We start from the raw sequence: 22557 nt of genomic DNA on the forward strand, positions 1-22557 counted from the left end.
ACCTGCCATGATGCCGCGGCGGCCGATGGCGATACTCCTGTCAGGCGATCCGGCGCCGGCCCGGCGTGCCCATCGCGCACGCCGGCAGCGACAGCGGTCGCTGCCGGCGTGCGGCGGTTCCGATCCTAATGGCTATCCGCGCGGCGCGACCGCGCGCGTCCAAATACCATGACGGCATCGACATCCTCCCCAGACCATCTTATTTTATATTTATAATTATCTATCTTTTTCAGGCACCCGGCCGGTTCGACGTGACGCCCCAGACCGGACGCCTCATTGATAGGTCGGATGCCCAAATTCAGTCTGCGCCACCGACATTGGGTTGGCAAGGCCGATTCGTCGCTTGCCGGCGGCCGCCCTCGTTGCGCGCGATGACGACGCCCGCGCTGTTGCATTTCCTACACAGGGGTCAGGCCGGCAGCGGTTCTTCCACGGGCAGATCGCGGCCGAAGCGATCGAGATCGAGGATGCCGGCGCGCCGCGCCACGATCGTCGGCACCAGCGCCTGTCCGGCGACGTTCACCGCCGTCCGGCCCATGTCGAGGATCGGGTCGATCGCCAGCAGCAGGCCGACGCCCTCCAGCGGCAGGCCGAGCGTGGACAGCGTGAGCGTCAGCATCACCACCGCGCCGGTCAGCCCGGCCGTCGCCGCCGATCCGAACACCGACACCAGCACGATCAGGGCATAGTCGGAGAGGCCGAGCGGGACATTGTAGAATTGCGCGACGAAGATCGCGGCGACGGCCGGATAGATGGCCGCACACCCGTCCATCTTGGTGGTCGAGCCCAGCGGCACGGCGAAGGCGGCATAGGCGCGGGGCACGCCGAGGCCGCGTTCCGTGACCTCCTCCGTCACCGGCAGCGTGCCCACCGAGGAGCGCGACACGAAGCCGAGCTGAATCGCCGGCCACGCCTTGGCGAAGAAGCGACGCGGGCTCAGCCCGTTGGCCACGAGGATCGTCGGGTAGACGACCAGCAGCACCAGCGCGAGGCCGACATAGACCGCGCCGGCGAAGGCGCCGAGCGCCGACAGCGCCTCCCAGCCATAGCGCACCACCGCGTCGCCGATCAGCGCCGCCGTGCCGATCGGGGTGAGCCGGATGATCCAGCGCAGGATGCGGCGGAAGATCGCCAGCGCCGATGCGTTGAAGCTGAGAAACGCCTCGCCGGCCCCGCCGACGCGCACCGCCGCGGCGCCGATGGCAATGGCGACGACGATGATCTGGAGGACGTTGAAGGAGAGCGCGGTGCTGTCGCCGCGGGTCGACGCCTCGATGCCAAGGAAATTGGCAGGTACGAGCCCTTTCAGGAAGTCGATCCATGAGCCGCTGCTGGCCGGCGCCGTCGCGGCGGCGGCGCTGACGCTGGTATGCAGGCCGGGCTGGATGATCAGGCCGAGGGCGATGCCGATCGACACCGCGATCAGCGCCGTCAGCGCGAACCACAGCAAGGTGTTCCACACCAGCTTGGCGGCGTTGGTCAGCTCGCGCAGCGCCGCGATGGAGGCGACGATGGCGGTGAACACCAGCGGCGGCACCAGCGCCTTGAGCAGCTGCACGAAGATCTGCCCGATGGTGTGCAAGGCCTCGCCGAACGGACCCCCGCCGACCGAGCGCACGGCGAGACCGAGCACGATGCCGGCGGCCATGCCGAGCAGCACCTGGGTGCCGAAGGAAGGAAAGCGGGACGAGGTCGCGGAGCTGCTCATGGCATGATCTTCCGTCCGTATAGCGTGGTCCGCAACATAGCTTTGATTTGCCGGGACGCGGACAATTTTGTGCGGACGTCGAACGGCGCAGACGGCGGCCGGGTGACCGCCGAGCCAGGTTCAGCATGACGATCGGAGGGGCAGGTCGGTCGGGCGATTGACCACCGACGCGGCTCGCGACACAGATACAGATCGTAACCGGGGAGAAATGCGTGTCCCAAGCGATCTGGAAACCGCACCGGCGGGTGCTGCTGGCGAGCCTCGTCGGCACGGCGGTCGAGTTCTATGATTTCTATGTCTATGCAACCGCAGCGAGCCTGTTCTTCGGGCCGCTCTTCTTCCCCTCTTCCGATCCTTCTGCGCAACTGCTGCTCTCCTACGCGACGCTGGGCCTCGCCTTCGTCGCGCGGCCGGTCGGGGCGGCGCTGTTCGGCCATTTCGGCGATCGCGTCGGGCGCAAGTCGACGCTGGTCGCCTCGCTGCTGCTGATGGGCGGATCGACGACGCTGATCGCGTTCCTGCCGACCTATGCGCAGGCCGGCTGGATCGCCTCGCTGCTGCTCTGCCTGCTGCGCTTCGGCCAGGGGCTCGGGCTCGGCGGCGAGTGGGGCGGCGCGGCGTTGCTCGCCGTGGAAAACGCGCCGCCGGGCTGGCGCGGCCGGTTCGGCATGGTGCCGCAATTGGGCGCCCCGGTGGGCTTCATCGCCGCCAACGGCTTCTTCCTGCTGCTCGGCCTGATCCTGCCCAATGAGGCGATGCGCGAATGGGGCTGGCGCATCCCGTTCCTTGCCTCGGCGATACTCGTCGCGGTCGGCCTGTGGGTCCGCCTGAAGCTGACCGAGACGCCCGCCTTCGCCGCCGCGCTGGCCGAGGCGCCGCCCGAGGCGGTGCCGATCGCGACCATGGCGCGCGAGCATCTCGGCGCGACCGTCGCCGGCACGCTCGGCGTGGTCGCCTGCTTCGCGCTTTACTACATCTCCACCGCCTTCGCGCTCGGCTATGGCACGACCGCGCTCGGTTATGACCGCAACGACTTCCTGCTGATCCAGCTTGGCGCGATCTTCTTCATGGCCGGCGGTATCGCGCTGGCCGGCATCGCCTCCGACCGCTTCGACCCGCGACGCACGCTGATCGGCGGCTGCGCGGCGACGATCGTCGCCGGTTTCCTGCTGGCGCCGATGCTCGGCAGCGGATCACTGCTGCTCGCCTTCCTGTTCCTGACCATCGCGCTGGTCTGCATGGGTTTCTGCTACGGGCCGCTCGGCGCATGGCTGCCCGGGCTGTTTCCGCCGCAGGTGCGCTATACCGGCGCCTCGATCGCGTTCAACGTCGGTGGCATATTGGGCGGCGCGCTGACCCCGATCTTCGCGCAGGCGATGGCCGAGCATTACGGCCTGATGCCGGTCGGCCTCTATTGTTCGGGGTGCGCGGCGGTCAGCCTCGTCACGCTCCTCGTCGCACGAGGGCGGCGAGCCAGCCAGCGCTGATTTTTCCGCGCAACATTGCTGCATTGTGTACGGCGTTTGCCTTTGTGGCACGGGTGACATAAGCACGGTCCGCCAGGGTCTTACATTGCTGCGCATAACGCGTTGTCATGGAGGCACGCATGATGGACCGTCGCACCCTGCTCGCGGGGCTTGCCGCCGCCCCGCTGATCGCCTCGCGCGCAATGGCGCAGGCGCCCGCTCCGCTGATCACCCGCCGCATTCCCGGCATCGCCGAACCGCTGCCGATCGTCGGCATCGGCACCGCCCGACGCTATGAAAATCCGGAGGGCGAGGCGGCGCTGGCGCCGCTGCGCGAGACGATCCGCCGCTTCCACCAGCTGGGCGGGCGGATCATCGACATGGCGCCCTCCTATGGCCGCGCCGAGAGCGTGGTCGGAGAACTCGTCGCCGGGCTCGGCAATCGCCGCGACCTCATCTTCTCGACCAAGGTCGGCGCCGACAGCAAGGAGGCCGGCCGCCAGCAGATCGAGCAATCCTTCAGGAACCTGCGCACCGATCGCATCGACCTGTTCTTCGTCCACAATATCCGTGACGTCGACAATCAGCTCGCCACGCTGGCCGAGCTGAAGCAGGCCGGTCGCATTCGCGCCCTCGGCATCACCACCTCATTCGACCAGCAATATCAGGCGTTCGAGGCGGTGATGCGTCGCGCCAGGCTGGACTGCATCCAGGTCGATTACGCGCTCGACAATCGCGGCTCGGCCGAGCGCATCCTGCCGCTGGCGCAGGAGCGCGGCATGGCGGTGATGGTCAACCTGCCCTTTGGGCGCGATCGGCTGTTCAACGCCACCAACGGCAAGCCGCTGCCGGACTGGGCGAAGGACATCGGCTGCACCAGCTGGGCGCAGGTCTTCCTCAAATATGTGCTGTCGCACCCGGCGGTGACATGCGTCGTGCCGGGCATGTCGCAGGCGCGCTATGTCGACGACAATCTCGGCGCGGCGCGCGGGCGCATGCCGGATGCGGCGATGCGGCGGCGCATGGAGCAGTTCATTGACGCCCTTTGAGGGCGCGGGCGAGCGGCGCACCCGCACCGGCCTCGCCCGACTGTTCGCGGCCGAAGCGGAGGAGCTGGGCGCCGTCATCGCCGGCTTCCTCCTGTTCTTCCTGCTATTCGCCGGCTATTTCATGCTGCGCCCGGTGCGCGAGACGATGGGCATCGCCGGCGGCGTCGACAACCTCCAGTGGCTGTTCCTCGGCACCTTTCTCGCCACTCTGGTGGTCGTGCCGCTTTACGGCTGGGCGAGCCGGGTGGTGCCGCGCCGACGGCTGCTGCCGGTGACCTATGGCGTGTCGGCGCTGATCCTCGTCGGGTTCGCGACAAGCATGGCGGCCAACCCGGACGACCCGTGGGTGGCGCGCGCCTTCTATATCTGGATTTCGGTGTTCAACCTGTTCGCCATCTCCATCGCGTGGAGCCTGATGGCCGATCTGTTCCGGCCCGAGCAATCCAAGCGGCTGTTCGGACAGATCGCCGCCGGCGCCAGCCTCGGCGGGCTGGCCGGCCCGATCATCAGCGGCACGCTGGTGGCGAGCGTCGGCAATGCCGGGCTGCTCGCCATCTCCGCCGTGTTGCTGCTGGCCACACTCGGTTGCGTCCGGTGGCTGCAGCGCTGGCGCGACGTGCACGGGCCGGCACAGACGCAGGAGGATGCCGGTCGGCCTATCGGCGGCGGCATCCTTTCCGGGCTGACGCTGGTGATCCGCTCACCCTTTCTGCTCGGCATCTGCCTGTTCGTGATCCTGCTCGCCACCGTCTCGACCTTCCTCTATTTCGAGCAGGCGCGGCTGGTGGAGGAAAGCTTCCCCGATCGCACCCGCCAGACGCAGGTGTTCGCCGGCATCGACACGCTGGTGCAGAGCCTGACGATCCTCATCCAGATCTTCTTCACCGGCCGGCTGGCCAGGCGGCTGGGCGTGGTGGCGCTGCTGACCGCGGTACCGCTGGCGACGATGGGCGGCTTCGCCGCGCTGGCGGTAGCGGCAACCTTCCCGGTGCTGGCGGTGGTGATGGTGCTGCGCCGGGTCGGCGAATATGCGCTGGTCCGGCCGGGGCGCGAGATGCTGTTCGTGCCGCTCGATCAGGAAACCAAGTACAAGGCCAAGAACGTCATCGACACTGTCATCTACCGCGGCGGCGACGCGGTGAGCGCCTGGGCGAAGGCCGGCATCGACGCCTTCGCCGCCAGCCCGGTGGCGGCGGCGGTCGCTGGCGTCGGCGTGGCGGGGCTCTGGGCGGCGACCGGCTATGCGCTGGGCCGGCGGCATGACCGGCAGGTGGCAGGCGGGTGAAGGCGCTCTCCGACAGATGAGGTGAGGGCCAGAAGTCCTGCCCCGCTTCGCTTCGAGCCTGTCAAAGCGAGCACGCGGGCCCGTCGAGGTGCGACCGCTGCGACAGGCTCGAAGCCAGCGGAGCCTGGACCGCGTTGGCCCTGAACAGGCATTGAGCCTGTCGAAATACGAAGCTTCGACTTCGCTCAGCCGCACCGCAGGGCGAACGGACGAGGGGGCGGGAGAGCCCCCCGCCGATCATGGATGCCGGAAGAAGCCGACCAGGCCCGACGACGCCTTGGCGTGGCCGTTGAGCTTGGCCATCAGCTCCTCGCGGGTGAGGCCGGCGGGAAGCGCGTCCGGGGCGAGATCAGTTGCGATCGCGACGAACGTATAGTGATGATAGGTGGTGTTTGGCGGCGTGCACGGCCCGGAATAATAATCGAGGCCCTGCGTGCTCTTGCCGCCGACATAGCCCCGGGGCGGCTGGGCGGCCTCGCCCTCGGCGAAGCTGGTGCGGCTCACAGGCACGCCATAGGCCACCCAATGCGCCACCTCGAGGCCGTTGCGGCCCTCCGGGTCGATCATCAGGAAGGCGAGGCTCTTCGTGCCCTCGGGCGCGCCCGACCAGGAAAGCTGCGGCGACACGTTCCGGCCGACGCAATTGGCGTTGCCGGCAGTGGCGCCGGCATGCTTGACGTCGAGCACCGCGCCGTCGCGGAAACTCGTCGAGCTCAACGTGAACACCGCCGGCTGCTGGGCGACGGCGCCGCCGGACATAGCGATGGCGGCGAGCGACAGGCTCAGGATCGAACGGCGCATCGGGCATCCTCCATGGATCGATTCGGGAGCGGGACCATGGTTCGCGCGGGGCGGCGCGTCCAGCCTCTTGCACCAGTCCGGCGACATCCGCATGCTGCGCCGATGCGCGCCCTCCTCCTCCCCCTCGCCGCCCTGCCGCTCGCCGCGGCCTCCGCCCAGCCGGCGCCCGATCCTGCGGCGTTGAAGGCCAGCATCACCGCGCTGGTCGGCTTCGGCACGCGCCACACGCTGTCCACCACCACCGATCCGAAGCGCGGCATCGGCGCGGCGCGGCGCTGGGCGGCGTCGCGGTTCGAGGCGATGGGCGCCGCGTGCGGGAAATGCCTGGCGGTGGAGACGATCGGCGCGCCGTTCACCGGCCCGCGCGCGCCCAACGGCGTGCGCGTCGAGGACGTCATCGCCATCCAGCGCGGCACCGGCGATCCGGACCGGGTGATCATCATTCAGGGCCATATCGACAGCCGCGTCAACGACGTGATGGACGTCACCACGGACGCGCCGGGCGCCAATGACGACGCCTCCGGCACCGCGCTGGTGCTGGAAGCGGCGCGGCTCCTCTCGCGCGAGAAGTTCGCGGCGACGATCGTCTATGCCGCGCTCTCGGGCGAGGAACAGGGGCTGTGGGGTGGCAAGCTGCTCGCCGACACCGCGAAGGCGCGCGGCTGGAAGGTGGCGGCCGTGCTCAACAACGACATTGTCGGCAACACGCATGGCATCGGCGGCGAGCATATCGACAATCGCGTGCGGGTGTTCAGCGAAGGGATAGGCATTGCGGGCGACCTCGCCGCGTTGCGCGCCCAGCGCGGCATCGGGGGCGAGGATGATTCCCCGTCGCGCGCGCTGGCCAAGGCGGTGCTGCGCGTGGCCGGCGCACAGCAGGGGCTGGGCCTGGAGGCGGTGGCAATGCGCAGGCCGGACCGGTTCGGGCGCGGCGGCGATCATATTCCCTTCCTCGAGGCTGGCTTTCCGGCGGTGCGCTTCACCGAAGCGACCGAGAATTATGACCGCCAGCACCAGACCGTCCGCACCGAGGGCAGTCGCCGCTATGGCGACACGATCGAATTCGTCGATTTTCCCTATCTGGCGAAGGTGACGGCGCTGAACGTGGCGGTCGCGCGCGAACTGGCGACGGCCCCGGCGGCGCCCGCCAGTGCCAGCATTGCCGGCGGCGGTTCGGACGACACCACGGTCAGCTGGGCAACGGTGCCCGGCGCGTCCGGCTATCGCATCCGCTGGCGCCGGGCCGACCAGTCGCGCTGGACGGACAGCCGCGACGTCGGCGCCGAGGCAAGCTCGCTCAAGCTGGAGCGGATCAACATCGACGATAATTTCTTCGGCGTCTCCGCGCTGTCGGCAGGCGGCGCGGAGAGCATCGTCAGCTTCGCCGGCGTGCCACCTCGGCCGGCGCCGGGAACGGTGCGCTAAATCCGTTCACCGACCGGCTCAGCAGCAGCGGAAGCCGCCCTTTCCCGCTTCGCCATATTGCGCCTTCATCCGGTTCTCGAAGAACTCGACCTCGGTCATGGGCTCGCGATCCGGATGATGGGCGCGCATATGAGTAAGATAGGCTTCGTAGGATTGCACGCCGACCATCAGCCGCGCCCCGTCGCGGACCAGCTTCAGGACATGGGCGAGCTCGGCCATCAGATGCTCGGCACGTAGGACGGATCGAGCCGGGCGGTGGCATCGGCATCCTTGAGCGCGGCGAGCGCGGTCTTGACGCCGATCAGCACCACGACCAGCGTCATCACCACGAAGAAGGCGCAAAGGGCAGCATCCACCCAGCCATTCTGCACGATCTGGCGCATCTGGTCGACCGTCTTGGCCGGGCCCATGAAACGGCCTTCGGCAATGGCGGCGCTATAGGCGCGGGCCTGAGCCACGAAGCCGAGCGCCGGATCCGGCGAGAAGATCTTCATCAGCCCCGCCGTCATCGTGCAGATCAGCAGCCACACCGCCGGCAGGCCGGTGACCCAGGCGAAGCGGGCGCGGCGGGTCTTGATCAGCGCCACCGTGGCGAAGGTCAGCGCGATGCCGGCCAGCATCTGGTTGGACAGCGCGAACAGCGGCCATAGCGTGTTGACGCCGCCCAGCGGATCGGTGGCCCCCTGGTAGAGGAAGAAGCCCCAGGCCGCGACGCACAGGGTCGTCGCCACCAGATTGGGGATCAGCGCCGATGTTCGGCGAAAGGCCGGTATCGCCCCGCCGATAAGATCCTGGAGCATGAAGCGGCCGGAGCGCGTGCCGGAATCCACGGCGGTCAGGATGAACAACGCTTCGAACAGGATGGCGAAGTGATACCAGAAGGCCATCAGATGCTCGCCGATCACCCGCGAGAAAATGTGCGCCATGCCCACCGCCAGCGTCGGAGCGCCGCCGGCGCGCGAGATGATGCTCGCCTCGCCGATCTGGTCGGCGGTATGTTTGATTTCCTGCGCGTCGGCCGGGAAGCCCATCTTGGTGACGGCGGTCGCCGCACTCTCGGCGGTGGTGCCGACGACGGCGCCCGGGCTGTTCATCGTGAAATAGATGGACGGGTTGAGCACGCAGGCGGAGATCAGCGCCATCACCGCGACGAAGGATTCCATCAGCATCGCGCCATAGCCGATGAGCCGGGCGTCACGCTCGTCGGCGATCTGCTTCGGCGTCGTGCCGGATGAGATCAGCGCATGGAAGCCCGACACCGCGCCGCAGGCGATGGTGATGAACAGGAAGGGGAAGACCGGGCCCGTCCAGACCGGCCCGGTGCCGTCGATGAACTTGGTGGTCGCCGGCATTTCCAGCATCGGGCGCGCCAGCACGAGGCCGATCGCCAGCAGCACGATCACGCCGATCTTCATGAAGGTCGAGAGATAGCCGCGCGGCGCCAGCAGCAGCCACACCGGCAGCGTCGAGGCGACGATGCCGTAGATGATCAGCACCCAGCAAACCTGCACCTCGGTGAGGGTGAACCACGGCGCCAGTGTCGGCGAGGCGGCGACATATTGGCCGCCCACCGTCGCCAGCATCATCAGCACGAAGCCGCCGATCGACACCTCGGCAATGCGCGCGGGCTGGATGAAGCGGGTGTAGAGACCCATCAGGATGGCGATCGGCACGGTGGCGGCGACCGTGAACGTGCCCCACGGGCTGTGCGCCAGCGCCTTGACCACGATCAGCGCCAGCACCGCGAGGATGATGATCATGATCGCGAAGGTGCCGATCTGGGCGGTGACGCCGGCGACCTGGCCGAACTCCTCGCGGATCATCTCGCCGAGCGAGCGCCCGCCACGGCGAGTGGACATGACGAGGATGATGAAATCCTGCACGCAGCCACCGACCACGGCGCCGATGATGATCCACAATATGCTGGGCAAGTAGCCGAGCTGAGCCGCCAGCACCGGGCCGACCAGCGGACCCGCGCCCGCGATCGCCGCGAAATGATGGCCGAACAGTACATATTTGTTGGTCGGAACGTAATCGAGGCCGTCATTCTGGGCGACGGCGGGCGTCACCCGGTTGCCGCTGAGCAGCGCCACATCCTCGGCGACGAAGCGGCTATAATAGCGATAGGCGACGAGATAGGTGCACACCGCCGCGGTCAGCATCCAGAGCGCGTTGATCTGCTCCCCCCGCGACAGGGCGACCACGCCGAGCGCCACCGCGCCCAGCGCGGCGACGAGAATCCAGATACCGTGTTTCCTCAACATCGCTCGCCCCTTCTCGCCGGCCCGCCAATCCATGTCCAGGACGAACATGCCCGCGGGTCTCCTGCAAAATGTCGGGGCGGGATCGCCGGAGATCCCGCCCCATGCGCCCCACGCCCCCTCTCCCCGGGGCGCGTCGGGCGGCTATTCCTACTTCGTGTAGCGGACCACAGCCTTCTGCTGGACCTGCGCGCCGTAGATCACGCCATTCTTGTCGGCCCAGATGCCCTCGGCGCCGCTGGTCGCGCCGCGGTCGGGATTGGGCTCGGTGTCCGGAATGAACGCCACGACCTGACCGGTGCGCGCGCTGCCGACGCGGATGCCGCGCTTCCAGCCCGGGTTATGGCCATAGCCCGAACGGCGATCGCCGGCGATGACCGGGTTGGTGCGCGATTCCGAATCCGCAACATAGAGATTGTCCTTGGCGTCGATATAGACGCCGCTCGGCCGGCCGAACTGCTTCCAGCTGTCGAGCAGCTTGCCGTCCTGATCGTAGATCTGGATGCGGTTGTTCCAGCGATCGCCGACAAACAGCCGGCCCTTGCTGTCCATCGCCAGCGTGTGCGGCACGTTGAGCTGCCCTGCGCCGCCGCCGGTCGTACCCCATTCCTTGATGTACTTGCCGTTGGCGTCATATTTCACGACGCGGCTGATCTTGTCGTTGGTGTGCCCCTCCGACACGAAGATCGTGCCGTTGGGCGCCACCAGCACGGCGTTGGGCTCGCTGAAGGTATCGTGGGTACTGGTGCCGGTCCCCGCCTTGCCGATGGTAAGCAGCACCTTGCCGTTCTGGTCCATCTTGGTGACGGTGCCGCCCTTGCCGCCGTCGACGCGCTCATCGACCACCCAGATATTGTCGCGGGCGTCGATGTAGAAGCCGTGCGGAAAGTTGAACATGCCGCCGCCGAAGGCCTTGATGAAATTACCCCTGGCGTCGAATTGCATGATCGGATCGAGCGGGCTGTCCGAGCAGCTGTTCACGCCGCAGCGGTCGGCGATCCAGATATTGCCCTTGCTATCTACCGCAACGGAGCTGGACGAGCCCATCGTGCGCCCGGCCGGCAGCTTGAAGAAGCTGGTGTCGGTCTTGTACGGGTTCGGATAGCCGTTCGGGTCGGCGGCCGGCGCCGCCATCGCCTGCATCAGCGTCGGCGAAATGATGTAGGACGCCTTGAGCAGCATCGCGCCGCGCGACACCTGATGTTCGATCGGCTGGGGCCACGGCGCGAAATTGGCAGCGGCGGCACCCGGCTTCTGCGCGACGATCTTGATCGTGGCGAGCATTTCGCTGCGCCCGCTCAAATCCGCCTGCCCGGCCGGGAAGCCGTTGAACTTCAAGATGTTGGCAATGATATCCGCATAGACTTCGCGGCTGAGCGCACCGGGCCGGTCGAACGGCATGGTGGTGCGCACGCGATCGAACAGATCGCCGACGGTCAGCCCGTTCCAGTTGGACAGGAACTCGCCGCCGGCGAGGCCCGGCGCCTCACCGGTGCCGGACAACGTCACGCCGTGGCAGGCCGAGCAATTCTCGGCATAGGCGGTGGCGCCGCGCGCGGCCTGCGCTTCACTATAGATGCCGCTCCAGGTCGTCTTTTCGCTGTCCTGGGCGCGGAGCGCGCCGCCGCCCAGGACGATAGCAGCTCCAGCCACGGCAATGGCTGTCGCCGACATGAGGGTATTCAAAAGTCTCACAATCTCTCTCCTGCCGGCGACAGCCGTCATGCGTCTCAGCGCTGGTTAGGCAGCGTATAGGCGATGTACTCGCCCGAATATGTACCGCCACTGACTGCGACGATGATGTACTGCTTGCCGTTGACCATGTAGGTCATCGGCGAACCGCTCTGCGTTGCCGGCATCCACACTGCGCCCACTTCGTGGCCGTCGTTCTTGTCATAGGCACGCAGCATGGCGCCGCGCGGGTGATCGGCCGTGGTGGTGATCTGGTTTTCACCAGCGATGACCAGCGACTTCGTCACCAGGGTGCCGATCTGGTACGTCGCCTGACCGGTGCGCGGCACGTTGATGCCCTTCAGCGCCGGGCTGTTGCGGATATAGTCCGGCGTCTCGCCATGCGCGATCTGCCACTTGATCGTGCCGGTGTTGACGTCGATCGCGCTCAAGCGGCCATAAGGCGGCTTGATGATCGGCAGGCCATCGACGACGAGGCGACCGCGAGCGCCGCCACCGCCGGCATCCGCGGCCGCGGCCGGGCGCGGCGGCGGCGGCGCGGAATCGGCGCCGGCATCTTCGCCCGGACCCTTGATCATCGTCACCGGCTGGCCGGCGACGCCGACCACCCAGTCGATGTCGGTCATGCCGGGGGGCGGCTTCTGCAGGCCGGTCGAGGAGACGCAGGCGCTGCACGAATAGACATAGGCGATGCCGGTTTCCGGATCGAACGAGCCGCCCGGCCAGTTGGTGCCGCCCGAGGCCCAGTTGCCGAGCGTGCCGAGCTGCTGCGGCGTGCTGACCACCGGGGGAGTATAGGCGCCGCCCAGCTTGTAGTTCTTCACCAGTTCCAGCGCCTTCTGCTTCATCTCGGGCGTGAAATCGATGAGGTCCTTTTCCTGGACGCCGGTGCGCTCATAGCTGATCGTCGGGATCGGCTGGGTCGGGGAATACCATTCGCCCGGGACATTGCCCTTCTCGACCTTGGTCTCCTTGATCGGGAATACCGGCTCGCCGGTGGCGCGATCGAAGACGTAGAAGAAGCCCTGCTTGCTGGGCACGCCCACCACCTTGCGCGGCTGGCCCTTCACGGTGACGTTCATCAGCAGCGGCGCCGACGAGTTGTCCAGATCCCAGATTTCGTGGTGGATGAGCTGATAATGCCACTTGCGCTGGCCGGTGTTCAGATCGACGGCGACGATTGAGTTGCCAAACAGGCCGGGGCCCGGGCGATGGCCGCCGTAAAAGTCGCTGGTCGGCGATTCCACGTTCAGATAGGCGAGGTTGAGATCCGGATCGATCGAAACCTGCGTCCACACGCCGGCATTGCCGGTGGTGTCCGCCGAGTTGTTCAGCCAGGTGTCGTAGCCGAACTCGCCCTTTTTCGGGATGGTGTGGAAGATCCACATCCGCTTGCCGGTGCGCACGTCATAACCGCGGACATAGCCCTTGGTGTTGTCATGGGTGCGCGGCGTGAAGCCCTCGCGGAACGCGGCGCCGATGATGATCGTGTTGCCGGAGATGGCCGGCGCGGAATGCAGGCCCACCTCGCCCGTCTCCAGGCCGCCCTTCAGCTCCTGGTCGAAATCGGTCTTGAGGTCGACGATGCCGTCGTTGCCGAAATCCTTGATGCGCTGGCCGGTGGCGGCGTCGAGCGCGACCAGGCGATAGCCGGTGGTGACATAGTAGATCCGCTTCTGCTTGCCGTCCGTCCAGTAGGACAGGCCACGGCCAGACAGCGCGCGCGGCGAGGCGGCGGCGCGGGCGCCCTCCTTCTCGGAATGAACCCACTGGATCTCGCCCGTCGCGCCATCGAGCGCGACGACCGCGCGGCGAGTGCCGGCGGTGGCGTAGATGATGCCGTCGACCGCGAGCGGCGTGCCCTCGAGCTTGAACTCCGGGCGCGAGCCGAGCGCGTCGGTCTTGAAGCGCCAGGCCACTTCCAGCTTGCTGAAGTTGGAGGCGTTGATCTGGTCCAGCGGCAGATAGCGGCTGCCGGCGAGATCGGCGTTGTAGGTCGGCCAGTTCACGGTCTGCGCGCCGGCCAGCGAGGAGGAAAGCATCAGCGCGACGGAGATTGCGCCGAAGACGGACTTGTTGCTGTTGCGAATCATCTTACCGCTCTTTCTGTGAGAGGCTGCGAGGTGCGGCAATCAATGCTGTGGCGGCCGGCGCATCGGAATGCGCAGGCCCCCGGACGGTGGACGCGAGGCGTCAGCCCATGGCCTTGACGCGCTCATAAGCGGCCTTCAACGAGGCCCGCTGCGCGTCGGTGAGCTGGACATAAGGCGCCCGGGCATACATTTCCGGTCCGCCCATTTCGAGGCTCAGCACATATTTCATGGTCGCATAGGTGTTGGCGCCGCCATTGGCGCCGCGCAGCACCTGCTGCTTGGCGCGAAGCTTCGCCAGCTCCGCCTTCCAGTCACCCTTGGCGCGATACGCCTTGAAGATGTTGGCGCATTCCTTGGAGAAATTATTGCCGTCGGCGAGGATCGTGCCCATGCCGTGATCAAGCGCGACCTCCAGATTGTTGCTGGTGCCGCAGCGCATGTTGAGATCCGGAAAGCCCTCGACGAAGGCGGTGAAGCCCTGGGCGTTGCCGCTGGAATCCTTGATCCCGGCGAGGTGCGGATAGTGCATCAGCGACTTCAGGAGATCGGCGGTGATCGCCACCTCACTGGTGCCGGGGATGTGATAGAGGTTGATCGGCAGGCGCACCGCGTCGAACAGCATCGAATAATAGGCGGTGAGGCCTTCGACCGGCGGCTGGTTGAAATAGAAGGGGGGGATGACGAGCAGGCCGTCGGCGCCATTGGCCTCGGCATGCTTGGCGAGATCGATCGTCTCGGCAATGTTCGGGGTGCCCGGGCCGATGATGATGTTGAGGCCCTGCTTGTCCTTGAGCACCGTCTCGGCGACCTGGCGGCGCTCGGCGACGGAGAAGGAGGGGAATTCGCCGGAGGTGCCGAGCACCACCATGCCGTCCGCGCCCTGCGACTTGTGCCACTGGGTGATGGCGCGCATCGCGCCGGGGTCGAACTTGCCGCTCTTGTCGCAGGGGGTGACGGTGGCCACCCAGTACATCGTCTTGGACGGGCTGCCGAGCCTGCGGGCCTGGGCCATCGCGCTTGTCGATCTGGCCAGCATGGCTGCCGCGGCGGCACCGCCGAGCAGGCCCATAGTGCCTCTACGAGTCGTCTCCATATTTCCTCCCCAGAGTGGTTCGCTTTGTTTTGCTCTGTTTTGCGCAATGAGTACCGCAAAAAACCGATCTTGCAATGGCCCTGATGGTGCCTTTTCCCCACGCCCGGTGCGGGACGCCCGGACGTGGGGGAAGGCTGGGGCCGTCGATCAGAAGCGGAAGCGAACGCCGGCGCGGTACGAGCGGCCGAGCTGATCATAGATCTGGCCGGCGATCGGCGTGAAATAATAGGCCGTCTGCCCCTGGGTCGGGCCGGCGGCGACGTTCGGCGGCGCCTGGTTGAGGAGGTTGTCCACGGCCGCGAAGAACTGGATCGCGGGCGTGATCTGGTAGGAGCCGCGCAGGTCGACATAGGCGACCGCCGGGATCGAATTGTCGTCCACGTCCTTCTTCGTCCAGGTGTAGACGAGCTTCGCCCCGCCGATGAACCGGGTCTGCGCGGTGAACGAAAGCGGACCGGTGTCGTAGGTGGCGCTGGCGGTGAAACGAGCGCGCGGCACGCCGGTCACCGGATTGTCGGGCCCGATGGCACCGGCATAGTTGACGACCTGGCCGAGCTGGTTCTGCCGCAACGTGAAAATGTAGTTGCCGAGCACGCGCAGCTGCAGGTCACCCGAGAGGAACGGCAGGGTATAATCGGTCTGGAAGTCGAGGCCTTCCGTCTTCAGGCTGGCGAGGTTCTGCGGGAACAGCCGGATGTCGCTGAGCAGCGGCCCGTTCGGCCCGGGCGCGCCATTATAGATGAGCTGCGGGCAGAACTGCGTCTCTCCGGCAAGGCAGCGATTCTGCACTTCTGTCGAGCCGATGCTGTTGATCGCGCCCTTGAGCGTGATCTGATAATAGTCGACCGAGATGTTGAACCGCCGCAGGAAGGTGGGCGACAATACGATGCCCGCCGAATAGGTGCGCGCGACTTCCGGCTTCAGGTTCGGATTGCCGGACTGGACGGTGTAGTTGGGCGGCGTCACGCTCCCGTTCGGATTGGCACGCAGGTCGGGCACATTGGCCAGCGTCGACAGGCCGGTGCTGAACAGTTCGTTGAGGTTCGGCGCGCGGATGTCGCGAGAGACCGTGCCGCGCAGACGGATGCTGTCATTGACCTGGCTGGTAAGCCCGATCTTCCACGTCTTGACCACGCCGCTGGTGCTGTAATCGGTGATGCGGCCGGCGCTGTTGAGGCTGAGCGACTTGACGAAGCTGTCCTCGATGAGCGGCACGTCGACTTCGACGAACGCCTCCTTCACATGATATTTGCCGTAGAAGGTCGGGAAGTTGGCGACCGAATAAAGGCGTGCCACCGCCCCCGGATCGGCATTCACGACGCCCTTTTCATCGCGATATTCGGCGCCGAACGCGACGGCGACGTTGCCCGCCGGCAGGCCGAACGGCAAGGTGCCCTGGGCCGAGGCGGCGACGACATTCTCGGTCAGGTTCTGGATCTGGTAATTCTGCCCCTCCTTGACGTTGACGTAGCGGATCGCCGCCTGCGAGGCGACGCCGGTGCCGAAGATGTTGAGCGGCACGCAGCCCGCCGCGGCGGGATTGCCCTGAAGCGTGGCGCGGCAGACGATGTTGCCGGTGGCCGGATCGCGAACGGCATCGGCCGCGAACGCATAATTGGCGGTGATGACGTTGGACAGCGTGCGCTGCACCACCTTCACTTCACCGCGCTGGTAATAGGCATTCCACGACCAGCCGCCGCCGAGATCGCCCTCGAGCGTGAACACGCCGCGCTTCAGCGTGCGCTTGGTGGTGGCGACCGGCACGCCGACGACATCATGGATGAAATTATCGTAGGACAGTGTGTCTTCGGTGAGGTTGTTGAGGTTGGTGGTGCCGACGCGAATGGTCGCGAGGTTAAGCGCCTGCATCTGCTGGCGCACAGCATCCGGCAGGAAGGCGTTGTCGGCGCGCACGTTCACCGCGTTGGTCCCCGTGCGGATCGAGGGCACCGAATTGTTCTTCGAATAGGTAGTGCCATAGTTGAGCTGCACCGAGGCTTTCAGCCAGTCAGTGAACTCATAGCTGGCATAGCCGAACAGCGAAGATGTGCGGTAGCGGATGGCGAGATTGTTGAGCGACGCCTGCAGCGTCTCGGCGTCGGACGCGACCTGACCGGACACGATGCCCGGAGTGAACGGGGCCAGCGCGCCGCTCTGGCCGGTGAACTGGCGGCTGTTCAGGGCATTGGTGTTGCAGGTGACGCCGGTGACGCAAGTCCCGCCGACGATCAGGCCGCCGGTCGTGGCGCCGGCGAGATTGACATTGTCCGCGTGGATCAGGCGCGGCTGGCCGTTGGTCGCGGTATAGGCCGGATTGACGACGAGCTGACGATAGCGGTTCCATTTACGCTGGTTGGCGAAGACATTTTCGGGGGCGTTGAAGTAATTGCCGGCGATGATGACGCGCCCACGGCCTTCGTTGAAGCCGGTGCCGGCCGCGAAGGACAGGCGATAATTGTCGCGATCGAACTTATATGTCGAGCCGCCCTCGACGGACGCCCGAATGCCGTCGAACTTCTTGTTGATGACGAGGTTGACGACGCCGGCAACCGCGTCCGAGCCCCAGGCGGCAGACGCGCCGGCGGTCACCACGTCGATGCGCTGCACCAGCATCGTGGGCACGGTGCCGAGGTCGATCTGACCGGTGACGTTGGACTGGACGACCCTCTGGCCGTCGAACAGCACCAGCGTGCGCGTCACGCCGAGATTGCGCAGGTTGACGGTGTCGAGGCCGGTGATGCCGGCGACGATATTGCCGGCGCCGGCAGTGTTGTTCGGCGACGATGAATTGCCGACGGCGGGCAGCTCACGCACGGAATCGCCGATGTTCGGCCGCGCATCGCGCTGGAGGACGGCTTCGTTGACGACAGTGACCGGCGTCGGCTGGCTATAGCCGGCGATCGCGATGCGCGAGCCGGTCACGACGATCTCGCCGGCCGCAGCGGGCTCCGCCGGCGCAGCGTCGCTGGCGACGGGCGCGGCAGTCGCCGCGGCCTGATCTTGCGCCATCGCGGCGCTGGCAAAGAATGCTGCGCTGATCGCCACCAGCGACGACGCAGCAAAGAGACGCGTTCTGACCATGAATCCTCCCTCGGATCTCGATTTTCTGGATTTGCAGCAAATGGACACGGCGGCGCGGAACGCGCCTGCCCGTGGCCGAAACTCGGCTGTGTCCCCTCTCCTTCGACCGATCTTGCCGGTCATCCCGCGACACTCTGTCGGTGCCGATTTTTGTTTTGTGCTGACTCTTCGAGCCTCGCGCCCTGACTTTACGGAGCGCTCCCGGCCTTGGGCATCATACCCTTTGGCGTCGATCTACGACCTTGGTATTATGCCGATCCACCATATGCCGGAGAATCTGGCGGAGCGGTTGAAATTTTATTTCACGAACCGGTCAGGAAGATTGCTTTTTGTGCACTCGGCACCGCAATCTGGTTGCAAGAAAAGCAATGGCGGGGAGTTATATCGTAGATCGATGTACGTCGTAATTTGTACATCTGACCTATTTGAACTCGATCCCCACTATTATTGAGTTTCCTGCGGGCGATATTCGAGCTGATCTCAGGCGGGGGCGCCGATCTTGTCAGCAATTCGTACCAACTCGGCGAGTGACGTTGCGCCCATTTTGCGCATGACTTGCGCCCGGTGGATCTTGACGGTGACATCACTGATGCCGATTGCCGCGGCGATCTGCTTGTTGATCTTGCCGGCGACGACATGGTGCAGGATTTCGCGCTCGCGGCCGGTAAGCGAGCGATAGTTGGCGAGATCGCGCACAAGCCGCGAGGCGTCGTCGCGCTGGACGCGATCCTGGCGCAATGCCGCCTGCACCGTCTCCAGCAATTCCTGCTCACGGAACGGCTTGAGCAGGAAATCCACCGCGCCCGTCTTCAGCGCCTGTGCGCACATCGGCACATCGCCATGGCCGGTGACGAAGATCACCGGGATATGATCGCCGGCGGCATTCAGCCGGCGCTGCAACTCCAGCCCGCTGATCTCGGGCAGGCGCACGTCGAGCACCAGGCAGCCGGGATCGGCGGCATTGCGTCGCGCCAGAAATTCCTCCGCCGACTGGAATGCCTCGACGGGATGGCCGACCGAGGCGAGCAGCGCGCGCACCGCCTGCCGCACGGAGGGATCGTCGTCGACGACGAAAACCGTGGAAGCCTTATGCGCCGGACGCCGGGACGGGGAGTGCGACATGGAACAGGGTTTCTCTCGATTGAGCAGCGACGGCGATCTCGCCGCCATGGTCCTGGACGATCGTCCGGCAGAGGAAGAGGCCGAGGCCGAGGCCGTCGGGCCGGCCGCTGATGCCGGCCTCGAAGATCCGCGACGCCACTGCGGGATCGAGCCCGGGGCCGTTGTCGCAGACGCCAACGACCAGCCGGCCGTCCCGCGCCTCCGCGCTGATCGTCAACCGGCGCGGGCGGTCGAGCACGCCGGACAGCGCCTGGACGGCGTTGGTAACCAGATTGAGGAACAGCTGGCGCAGGCGCAGGCGATCGCCGGTAACGGGCGGAAGGCCGGCGGCCACGCGATTGTCGACCAGGATCGCGGCGCCCCGCAGCTCCCCGTCCAGAATGCCGAGCGCCTCGACGACGACATCGGCGATGTCGACCGTCTCGAGCCGGGCGGCGAGCCCGGCCGCCGAGGCGCGGAAATTGGCGATGATCCCCCGCGCCCGATCGGCGTCGGATACGATATGCTGCAGGCTCTCGCGGAGCGCGGCGACTTCGCAGCCGCCGCCGCCCAGGTGGCGCAGCGCCGCCAGCCCATTAAGCGCGACCGCGGTCAGCGGCTGGCTCAGCTCATGTGCGATCGCGCCGGCCAGGGCATTGAGCGCGAGCGCACGATTCGCCCGCTCCAGCTCCGCCTTGGTCGCGGCCAGTTCGGCCTCAATCCGTATGCGCGTATCGCGCCGCCGGTTGGACATGCCCAGGTCTCCCCTAACCCGCACATCGTTTTTTTATGACGTCGTTTTTTTGTCTGTTGGTCCCAGTGTAACCGAAATGCCGGTTTCCGCAATCCGCGGCCCGAAAAGCAAAAAGGGCGTCGGGGGAGACCTTCCCCGACGCCCCTTCCGTGGTGCTGCCAGCCCTGCCCGGCCGGCAGCCGCTCAGTCGCGGCCGGCGGTCGCCATGGGCGTCCCGTTCGCGGCGAGGGTCGTCGTCTCACACCGCGGCATCGTCGCGGCATGGCCATAGGTGTTGATCTTGCCGGCCGGCACGAACACCCTGCCGCGGCAATCGCCGCGCGCGGCGCTGGCCTGCATCGCCGGCATCTTGCCAGCCGGCACCTGCGCGAGGCGGACCTCTCCGGCAATGGCGCCGGACCCGGCGAAAAGCAGCGCGATGACGGTCAGACGGATCATGATTTGTCTCCTGACGCCGGTAGCCGGCGATCATCCGTCAAGCTAGGCGGTGGAGATTGCTATGCTCGCGCTCGTCTGTGACGAAGAATGTCGGCGCCCCGATACGCTTGCGGAACAGTTGCAGCGGCTTGCCTATCCATGACAAAGTCTTGCCGGTCGGCTGGCAAATCAATGTCGCCGGCGAGGATTCGCCCCGATTTGATTGACCGCCATGCCCACCATGCCTACCTCCGGGGGCAACAATATAAAGAGGCTCGAGCGCAGACATGACCGCACCGAACATCCTGCTCGTCGAGGATGATCCGCCGCTGCGCGTGCTCACCACCCGCGCACTTCAGGAAAATGGCTATGAGGTGCGCCCCGCAGGCACCGCGCCGGAGATGTGGCTGGCCTTCGATGCCGGCCCCGTCGACCTCGTGCTGCTCGACATCATGCTGCCCGGCAAGAGCGGCATCGAACTGTGCCGCGAGATCCGCCAGCGCAGCGACGTGCCGATCATCTTCATCAGCGCCAAGGCCGGCGAGACCGATCGCGTCATCGGGCTGGAGCTGGGCGCCGACGATTATCTGGCCAAGCCGTTCAGCACGCGCGAGCTGGTGGCGCGGGTGCGCGCCGTGCTGCGCCGCGGGCGGATGGAGCGTCGTCATGGCGAACAGGGCTCGGGCATCGCCCGCTTCGACGGCTGGACGGTTGATTTCCGCCGGCGGGAGCTGACCTCGCCGACCGGCGCGCAGGTGACGCTGACCGGCGCCGAGTTCGATCTGCTCGCTGCCTTCGTCGATCATCCCCAGCGCGTCATTGCGCGCGAGCGGCTGATCGAGCTGTCGCGCACCCGCCTCGGCGATGCATCCGATCGCAGCATCGACGTGCTGGTCAGCCGGCTTAGGCGCAAGCTCACCAATGCCGGCCACAGCGCGCCGATCATCACGGTGCGCGCGGTCGGCTATATGCTGAACGTCGAGGTATCGCGCGATTGACGCTGCTGCGGCGCGCGCCCCTCGGACTGCTCGGCCGGATCTTCGCGATCCTGTTGCTGACGAGCGTCATCGAATTCGGCGTCAACACCTTCCTTTACGAACGCGCCAGCGAGTTCTCGGTGCGCGAGGACGAGGCGCGGCGGCTGGCCGAGCATCTCGTGATCGCGGAGAAGCTGCTCGCCGAAGCGCCAGCGCATGAACGGCCGGCGCTGGCCGCGCAACTCACCACCGGCCGCTATGTCGTCAATTGGGGCCTGATGGCGCCCGCCTCGCCGCCGGTCACGCTCGCCCTCGACGAGATGCGGCGGCAGGTGCTCGCCTGGGAGCCGGCGCTTGCCAGGACCGACCTCCGGCTGCGCCTCGATGCGCCGGGCAAGGGCGGCGTGGTCGTCGGCGCCCTCAAGCTGCCGGATCAATCCTGGCTGCGCTTCTCTACCGTCGAGGAGCTGCGCACTTGGGATCTGGCGCTGGGGCGCATCGTGCTGGCGCTGGTCCCGGCGGCGGCGATGATCCTGCTCGGCGGCCTGCTGCTCAGGCGCACGCTGCAACCGCTCCGCGCCCTGACCCGCGCCGCCGACCGCATCGGCCGCGGCACCGCGGACCCGGTGCCGGAAGGCGGCACCAACGATGTGCGCCGGCTGGTGCGCGCGTTCAACGCCATGCAGACCCGCATCCACCGATTGATCGCCGAGCGCACCGAAGCGCTGGCCGCAGTCGGCCATGACCTGAAGACGCCGCTCGCCCGCCTGAAGCTGCGCGCCGAGGCGGTGCGTGATGATGGGGCTGGCGAGGCGCTGCATGCCGATATCGACGAGATGCAGGCGATGCTCTCCTCGCTGCTCGATTATCTCGGCGGCGAGGAAGATCCGGAGCCGGCGGTGAAGGCCGACCTCGCCGTGCTTGCCACGACTTTGGTGGATGACGCGCAGGATCGCGGCTTCCCGGCGAGCTATGTCGGGCCGGAGCATTGCGAGATGCGCTATCGCCCGATCGGGATGAAGCGGGCGCTCGGCAATCTCGTCGAGAATGCGCTCCATTATGCCGGCGGCGTCGAGCTGTCGCTTCATGAACGGGGCGGTTCGGTAATTTTATGTGTCGAGGATCGCGGGCCCGGCATCCCGGAGGCGCATATCACCGAAGTGCTGCGGCCGTTCGCGCGCCTTGATCCGGCGCGTTCACGCAATACAACCGGGCTTGGCCTCGGGCTCGCCATTGTCAGCCGCGCTGTCGAGCGGGAAGGCGGACGTTTCGATTTGTTGCCACGCGATGGCGGCGGGCTTACGGCGCGCATCATATTGGCGCGCCGCTGAAACACTTTTTTACAGCCTGAGCG

General features: G+C 66.7%; 17 protein-coding genes. 6 read left to right on the plus strand and 11 right to left on the minus strand.

Going from position 1 to position 22557, the window contains the following annotated elements:
• Nucleotides 1-409: 409 nt before the first annotated feature.
• The gene (locus KOF26_RS11825) at nucleotides 410-1708 is read right to left on the minus strand and encodes a dicarboxylate/amino acid:cation symporter (RefSeq protein WP_216325017.1); all 1299 of its coding nucleotides are present in this window, start codon (nucleotides 1706-1708) and stop codon (nucleotides 410-412) included.
• A gap of 212 nt (nucleotides 1709-1920) precedes the next feature.
• Between KOF26_RS11825 and KOF26_RS11830 the strand changes: the two genes are divergently transcribed.
• From KOF26_RS11830 to KOF26_RS11840, 3 genes are all read left to right on the plus strand, one after another.
• Nucleotides 1921-3195 carry an MFS transporter gene (locus KOF26_RS11830; protein ID WP_363182239.1) on the plus strand — a complete coding sequence of 425 codons (1275 nt, stop codon included), beginning with the start codon at nucleotides 1921-1923 and terminating at the stop codon, nucleotides 3193-3195.
• Between the two features lie 119 nt (nucleotides 3196-3314).
• The gene (locus KOF26_RS11835; protein WP_216325020.1) at nucleotides 3315-4223 is read left to right on the plus strand and encodes an aldo/keto reductase; all 909 of its coding nucleotides are present in this window, start codon (nucleotides 3315-3317) and stop codon (nucleotides 4221-4223) included.
• On the plus strand, nucleotides 4210-5508 hold the full coding sequence (locus tag KOF26_RS11840; protein WP_216325023.1) for an NTP/NDP exchange transporter: 1299 nt from the start codon (nucleotides 4210-4212) through the stop codon (nucleotides 5506-5508). Before KOF26_RS11835 ends, KOF26_RS11840 begins: the two co-directional genes overlap by 14 nt.
• A gap of 237 nt (nucleotides 5509-5745) precedes the next feature.
• Here KOF26_RS11840 and KOF26_RS11845 read toward each other — a convergent pair whose 3' ends face one another.
• Nucleotides 5746-6309, minus strand: coding sequence for a YbhB/YbcL family Raf kinase inhibitor-like protein (locus tag KOF26_RS11845; RefSeq protein WP_216325026.1), 564 nt, complete (start codon nucleotides 6307-6309; stop codon nucleotides 5746-5748).
• Between the two features lie 102 nt (nucleotides 6310-6411).
• Here KOF26_RS11845 and KOF26_RS11850 point away from each other — a divergent pair, with 102 nt between their 5' ends.
• Nucleotides 6412-7734 carry a M28 family peptidase gene (locus KOF26_RS11850; RefSeq protein WP_216325029.1) on the plus strand — a complete coding sequence of 441 codons (1323 nt, stop codon included), beginning with the start codon at nucleotides 6412-6414 and terminating at the stop codon, nucleotides 7732-7734.
• A gap of 18 nt (nucleotides 7735-7752) precedes the next feature.
• Here the strand turns inward: KOF26_RS11850 and KOF26_RS11855 are convergent, their stop codons facing one another.
• From KOF26_RS11855 to KOF26_RS11895, 9 genes are all read right to left on the minus strand, one after another.
• Nucleotides 7753-7953, minus strand: coding sequence for a YbdD/YjiX family protein (locus KOF26_RS11855; RefSeq protein ID WP_216325032.1), 201 nt, complete (start codon nucleotides 7951-7953; stop codon nucleotides 7753-7755).
• Nucleotides 7953-9998, minus strand: coding sequence for a carbon starvation CstA family protein (locus KOF26_RS11860; RefSeq protein ID WP_253201384.1), 2046 nt, complete (start codon nucleotides 9996-9998; stop codon nucleotides 7953-7955). Before KOF26_RS11860 ends, KOF26_RS11855 begins: the two co-directional genes overlap by 1 nt.
• 147 nt (nucleotides 9999-10145) lie before the next feature.
• Nucleotides 10146-11648, minus strand: a complete 1503-nt coding sequence (locus KOF26_RS17420; RefSeq protein ID WP_363182240.1) for a c-type cytochrome — start codon at nucleotides 11646-11648, stop codon at nucleotides 10146-10148.
• Nucleotides 11649-11725: 77 nt separating this feature from the next.
• On the minus strand, nucleotides 11726-13780 hold the full coding sequence (locus tag KOF26_RS11870) for an outer membrane protein assembly factor BamB family protein (protein ID WP_216325035.1): 2055 nt from the start codon (nucleotides 13778-13780) through the stop codon (nucleotides 11726-11728).
• A gap of 100 nt (nucleotides 13781-13880) precedes the next feature.
• Complete coding sequence (locus tag KOF26_RS11875) at nucleotides 13881-14873, minus strand: dihydrodipicolinate synthase family protein (RefSeq protein ID WP_216325038.1); 993 nt, start codon at nucleotides 14871-14873, stop codon at nucleotides 13881-13883.
• A gap of 147 nt (nucleotides 14874-15020) precedes the next feature.
• The gene (locus KOF26_RS11880; RefSeq protein WP_216325040.1) at nucleotides 15021-17954 is read right to left on the minus strand and encodes a TonB-dependent receptor domain-containing protein; all 2934 of its coding nucleotides are present in this window, start codon (nucleotides 17952-17954) and stop codon (nucleotides 15021-15023) included.
• Between the two features lie 480 nt (nucleotides 17955-18434).
• Nucleotides 18435-19076 (minus strand): response regulator transcription factor, encoded by a 642-nt coding sequence (locus KOF26_RS11885; RefSeq protein ID WP_216325042.1) that lies wholly within the window; start codon nucleotides 19074-19076, stop codon nucleotides 18435-18437.
• The gene (locus KOF26_RS11890) at nucleotides 19042-19809 is read right to left on the minus strand and encodes a sensor histidine kinase (RefSeq protein WP_216325044.1); all 768 of its coding nucleotides are present in this window, start codon (nucleotides 19807-19809) and stop codon (nucleotides 19042-19044) included. The genes KOF26_RS11885 and KOF26_RS11890 overlap by 35 nt, the downstream gene beginning before the upstream one ends.
• A gap of 183 nt (nucleotides 19810-19992) precedes the next feature.
• Nucleotides 19993-20247 carry a hypothetical protein gene (locus KOF26_RS11895; RefSeq protein ID WP_216325046.1) on the minus strand — a complete coding sequence of 85 codons (255 nt, stop codon included), beginning with the start codon at nucleotides 20245-20247 and terminating at the stop codon, nucleotides 19993-19995.
• A 266-nt stretch (nucleotides 20248-20513) separates the two neighbouring features.
• Between KOF26_RS11895 and KOF26_RS11900 the strand changes: the two genes are divergently transcribed.
• Nucleotides 20514-21224 carry a response regulator transcription factor gene (locus tag KOF26_RS11900; protein ID WP_216325048.1) on the plus strand — a complete coding sequence of 237 codons (711 nt, stop codon included), beginning with the start codon at nucleotides 20514-20516 and terminating at the stop codon, nucleotides 21222-21224.
• On the plus strand, nucleotides 21221-22534 hold the full coding sequence (locus KOF26_RS11905; RefSeq protein ID WP_253201385.1) for an ATP-binding protein: 1314 nt from the start codon (nucleotides 21221-21223) through the stop codon (nucleotides 22532-22534). The genes KOF26_RS11900 and KOF26_RS11905 overlap by 4 nt, the downstream gene beginning before the upstream one ends.
• Nucleotides 22535-22557 lie beyond the last annotated feature (23 nt).

Source organism: Sphingomonas quercus (assembly GCF_018863195.1).
Lineage (GTDB): Bacteria > Pseudomonadota > Alphaproteobacteria > Sphingomonadales > Sphingomonadaceae > Solisphingomonas > Solisphingomonas quercus.

Coding starts and splice junctions, on each gene's coding strand:
- KOF26_RS11825 (WP_216325017.1), bottom strand. CDS start 1,708: ATGAGCAGCTCCGCGACCTCGTCCCGCTTTCCTTCCTTCGGCACCCAG.
- KOF26_RS11835 (WP_216325020.1), top strand. CDS start 3,315: ATGATGGACCGTCGCACCCTGCTCGCGGGGCTTGCCGCCGCCCCGCTG.
- KOF26_RS11845 (WP_216325026.1), bottom strand. CDS start 6,309: ATGCGCCGTTCGATCCTGAGCCTGTCGCTCGCCGCCATCGCTATGTCC.
- KOF26_RS11850 (WP_216325029.1), top strand. CDS start 6,412: ATGCGCGCCCTCCTCCTCCCCCTCGCCGCCCTGCCGCTCGCCGCGGCC.
- KOF26_RS11855 (WP_216325032.1), bottom strand. CDS start 7,953: ATGGCCGAGCTCGCCCATGTCCTGAAGCTGGTCCGCGACGGGGCGCGG.
- KOF26_RS11860 (WP_253201384.1), bottom strand. CDS start 9,998: ATGTTGAGGAAACACGGTATCTGGATTCTCGTCGCCGCGCTGGGCGCG.
- KOF26_RS11870 (WP_216325035.1), bottom strand. CDS start 13,780: ATGATTCGCAACAGCAACAAGTCCGTCTTCGGCGCAATCTCCGTCGCG.
- KOF26_RS11875 (WP_216325038.1), bottom strand. CDS start 14,873: ATGGAGACGACTCGTAGAGGCACTATGGGCCTGCTCGGCGGTGCCGCC.
- KOF26_RS11880 (WP_216325040.1), bottom strand. CDS start 17,954: ATGGTCAGAACGCGTCTCTTTGCTGCGTCGTCGCTGGTGGCGATCAGC.
- KOF26_RS11885 (WP_216325042.1), bottom strand. CDS start 19,076: ATGTCGCACTCCCCGTCCCGGCGTCCGGCGCATAAGGCTTCCACGGTT.
- KOF26_RS11890 (WP_216325044.1), bottom strand. CDS start 19,809: ATGTCCAACCGGCGGCGCGATACGCGCATACGGATTGAGGCCGAACTG.
- KOF26_RS11895 (WP_216325046.1), bottom strand. CDS start 20,247: ATGATCCGTCTGACCGTCATCGCGCTGCTTTTCGCCGGGTCCGGCGCC.
- KOF26_RS11900 (WP_216325048.1), top strand. CDS start 20,514: ATGACCGCACCGAACATCCTGCTCGTCGAGGATGATCCGCCGCTGCGC.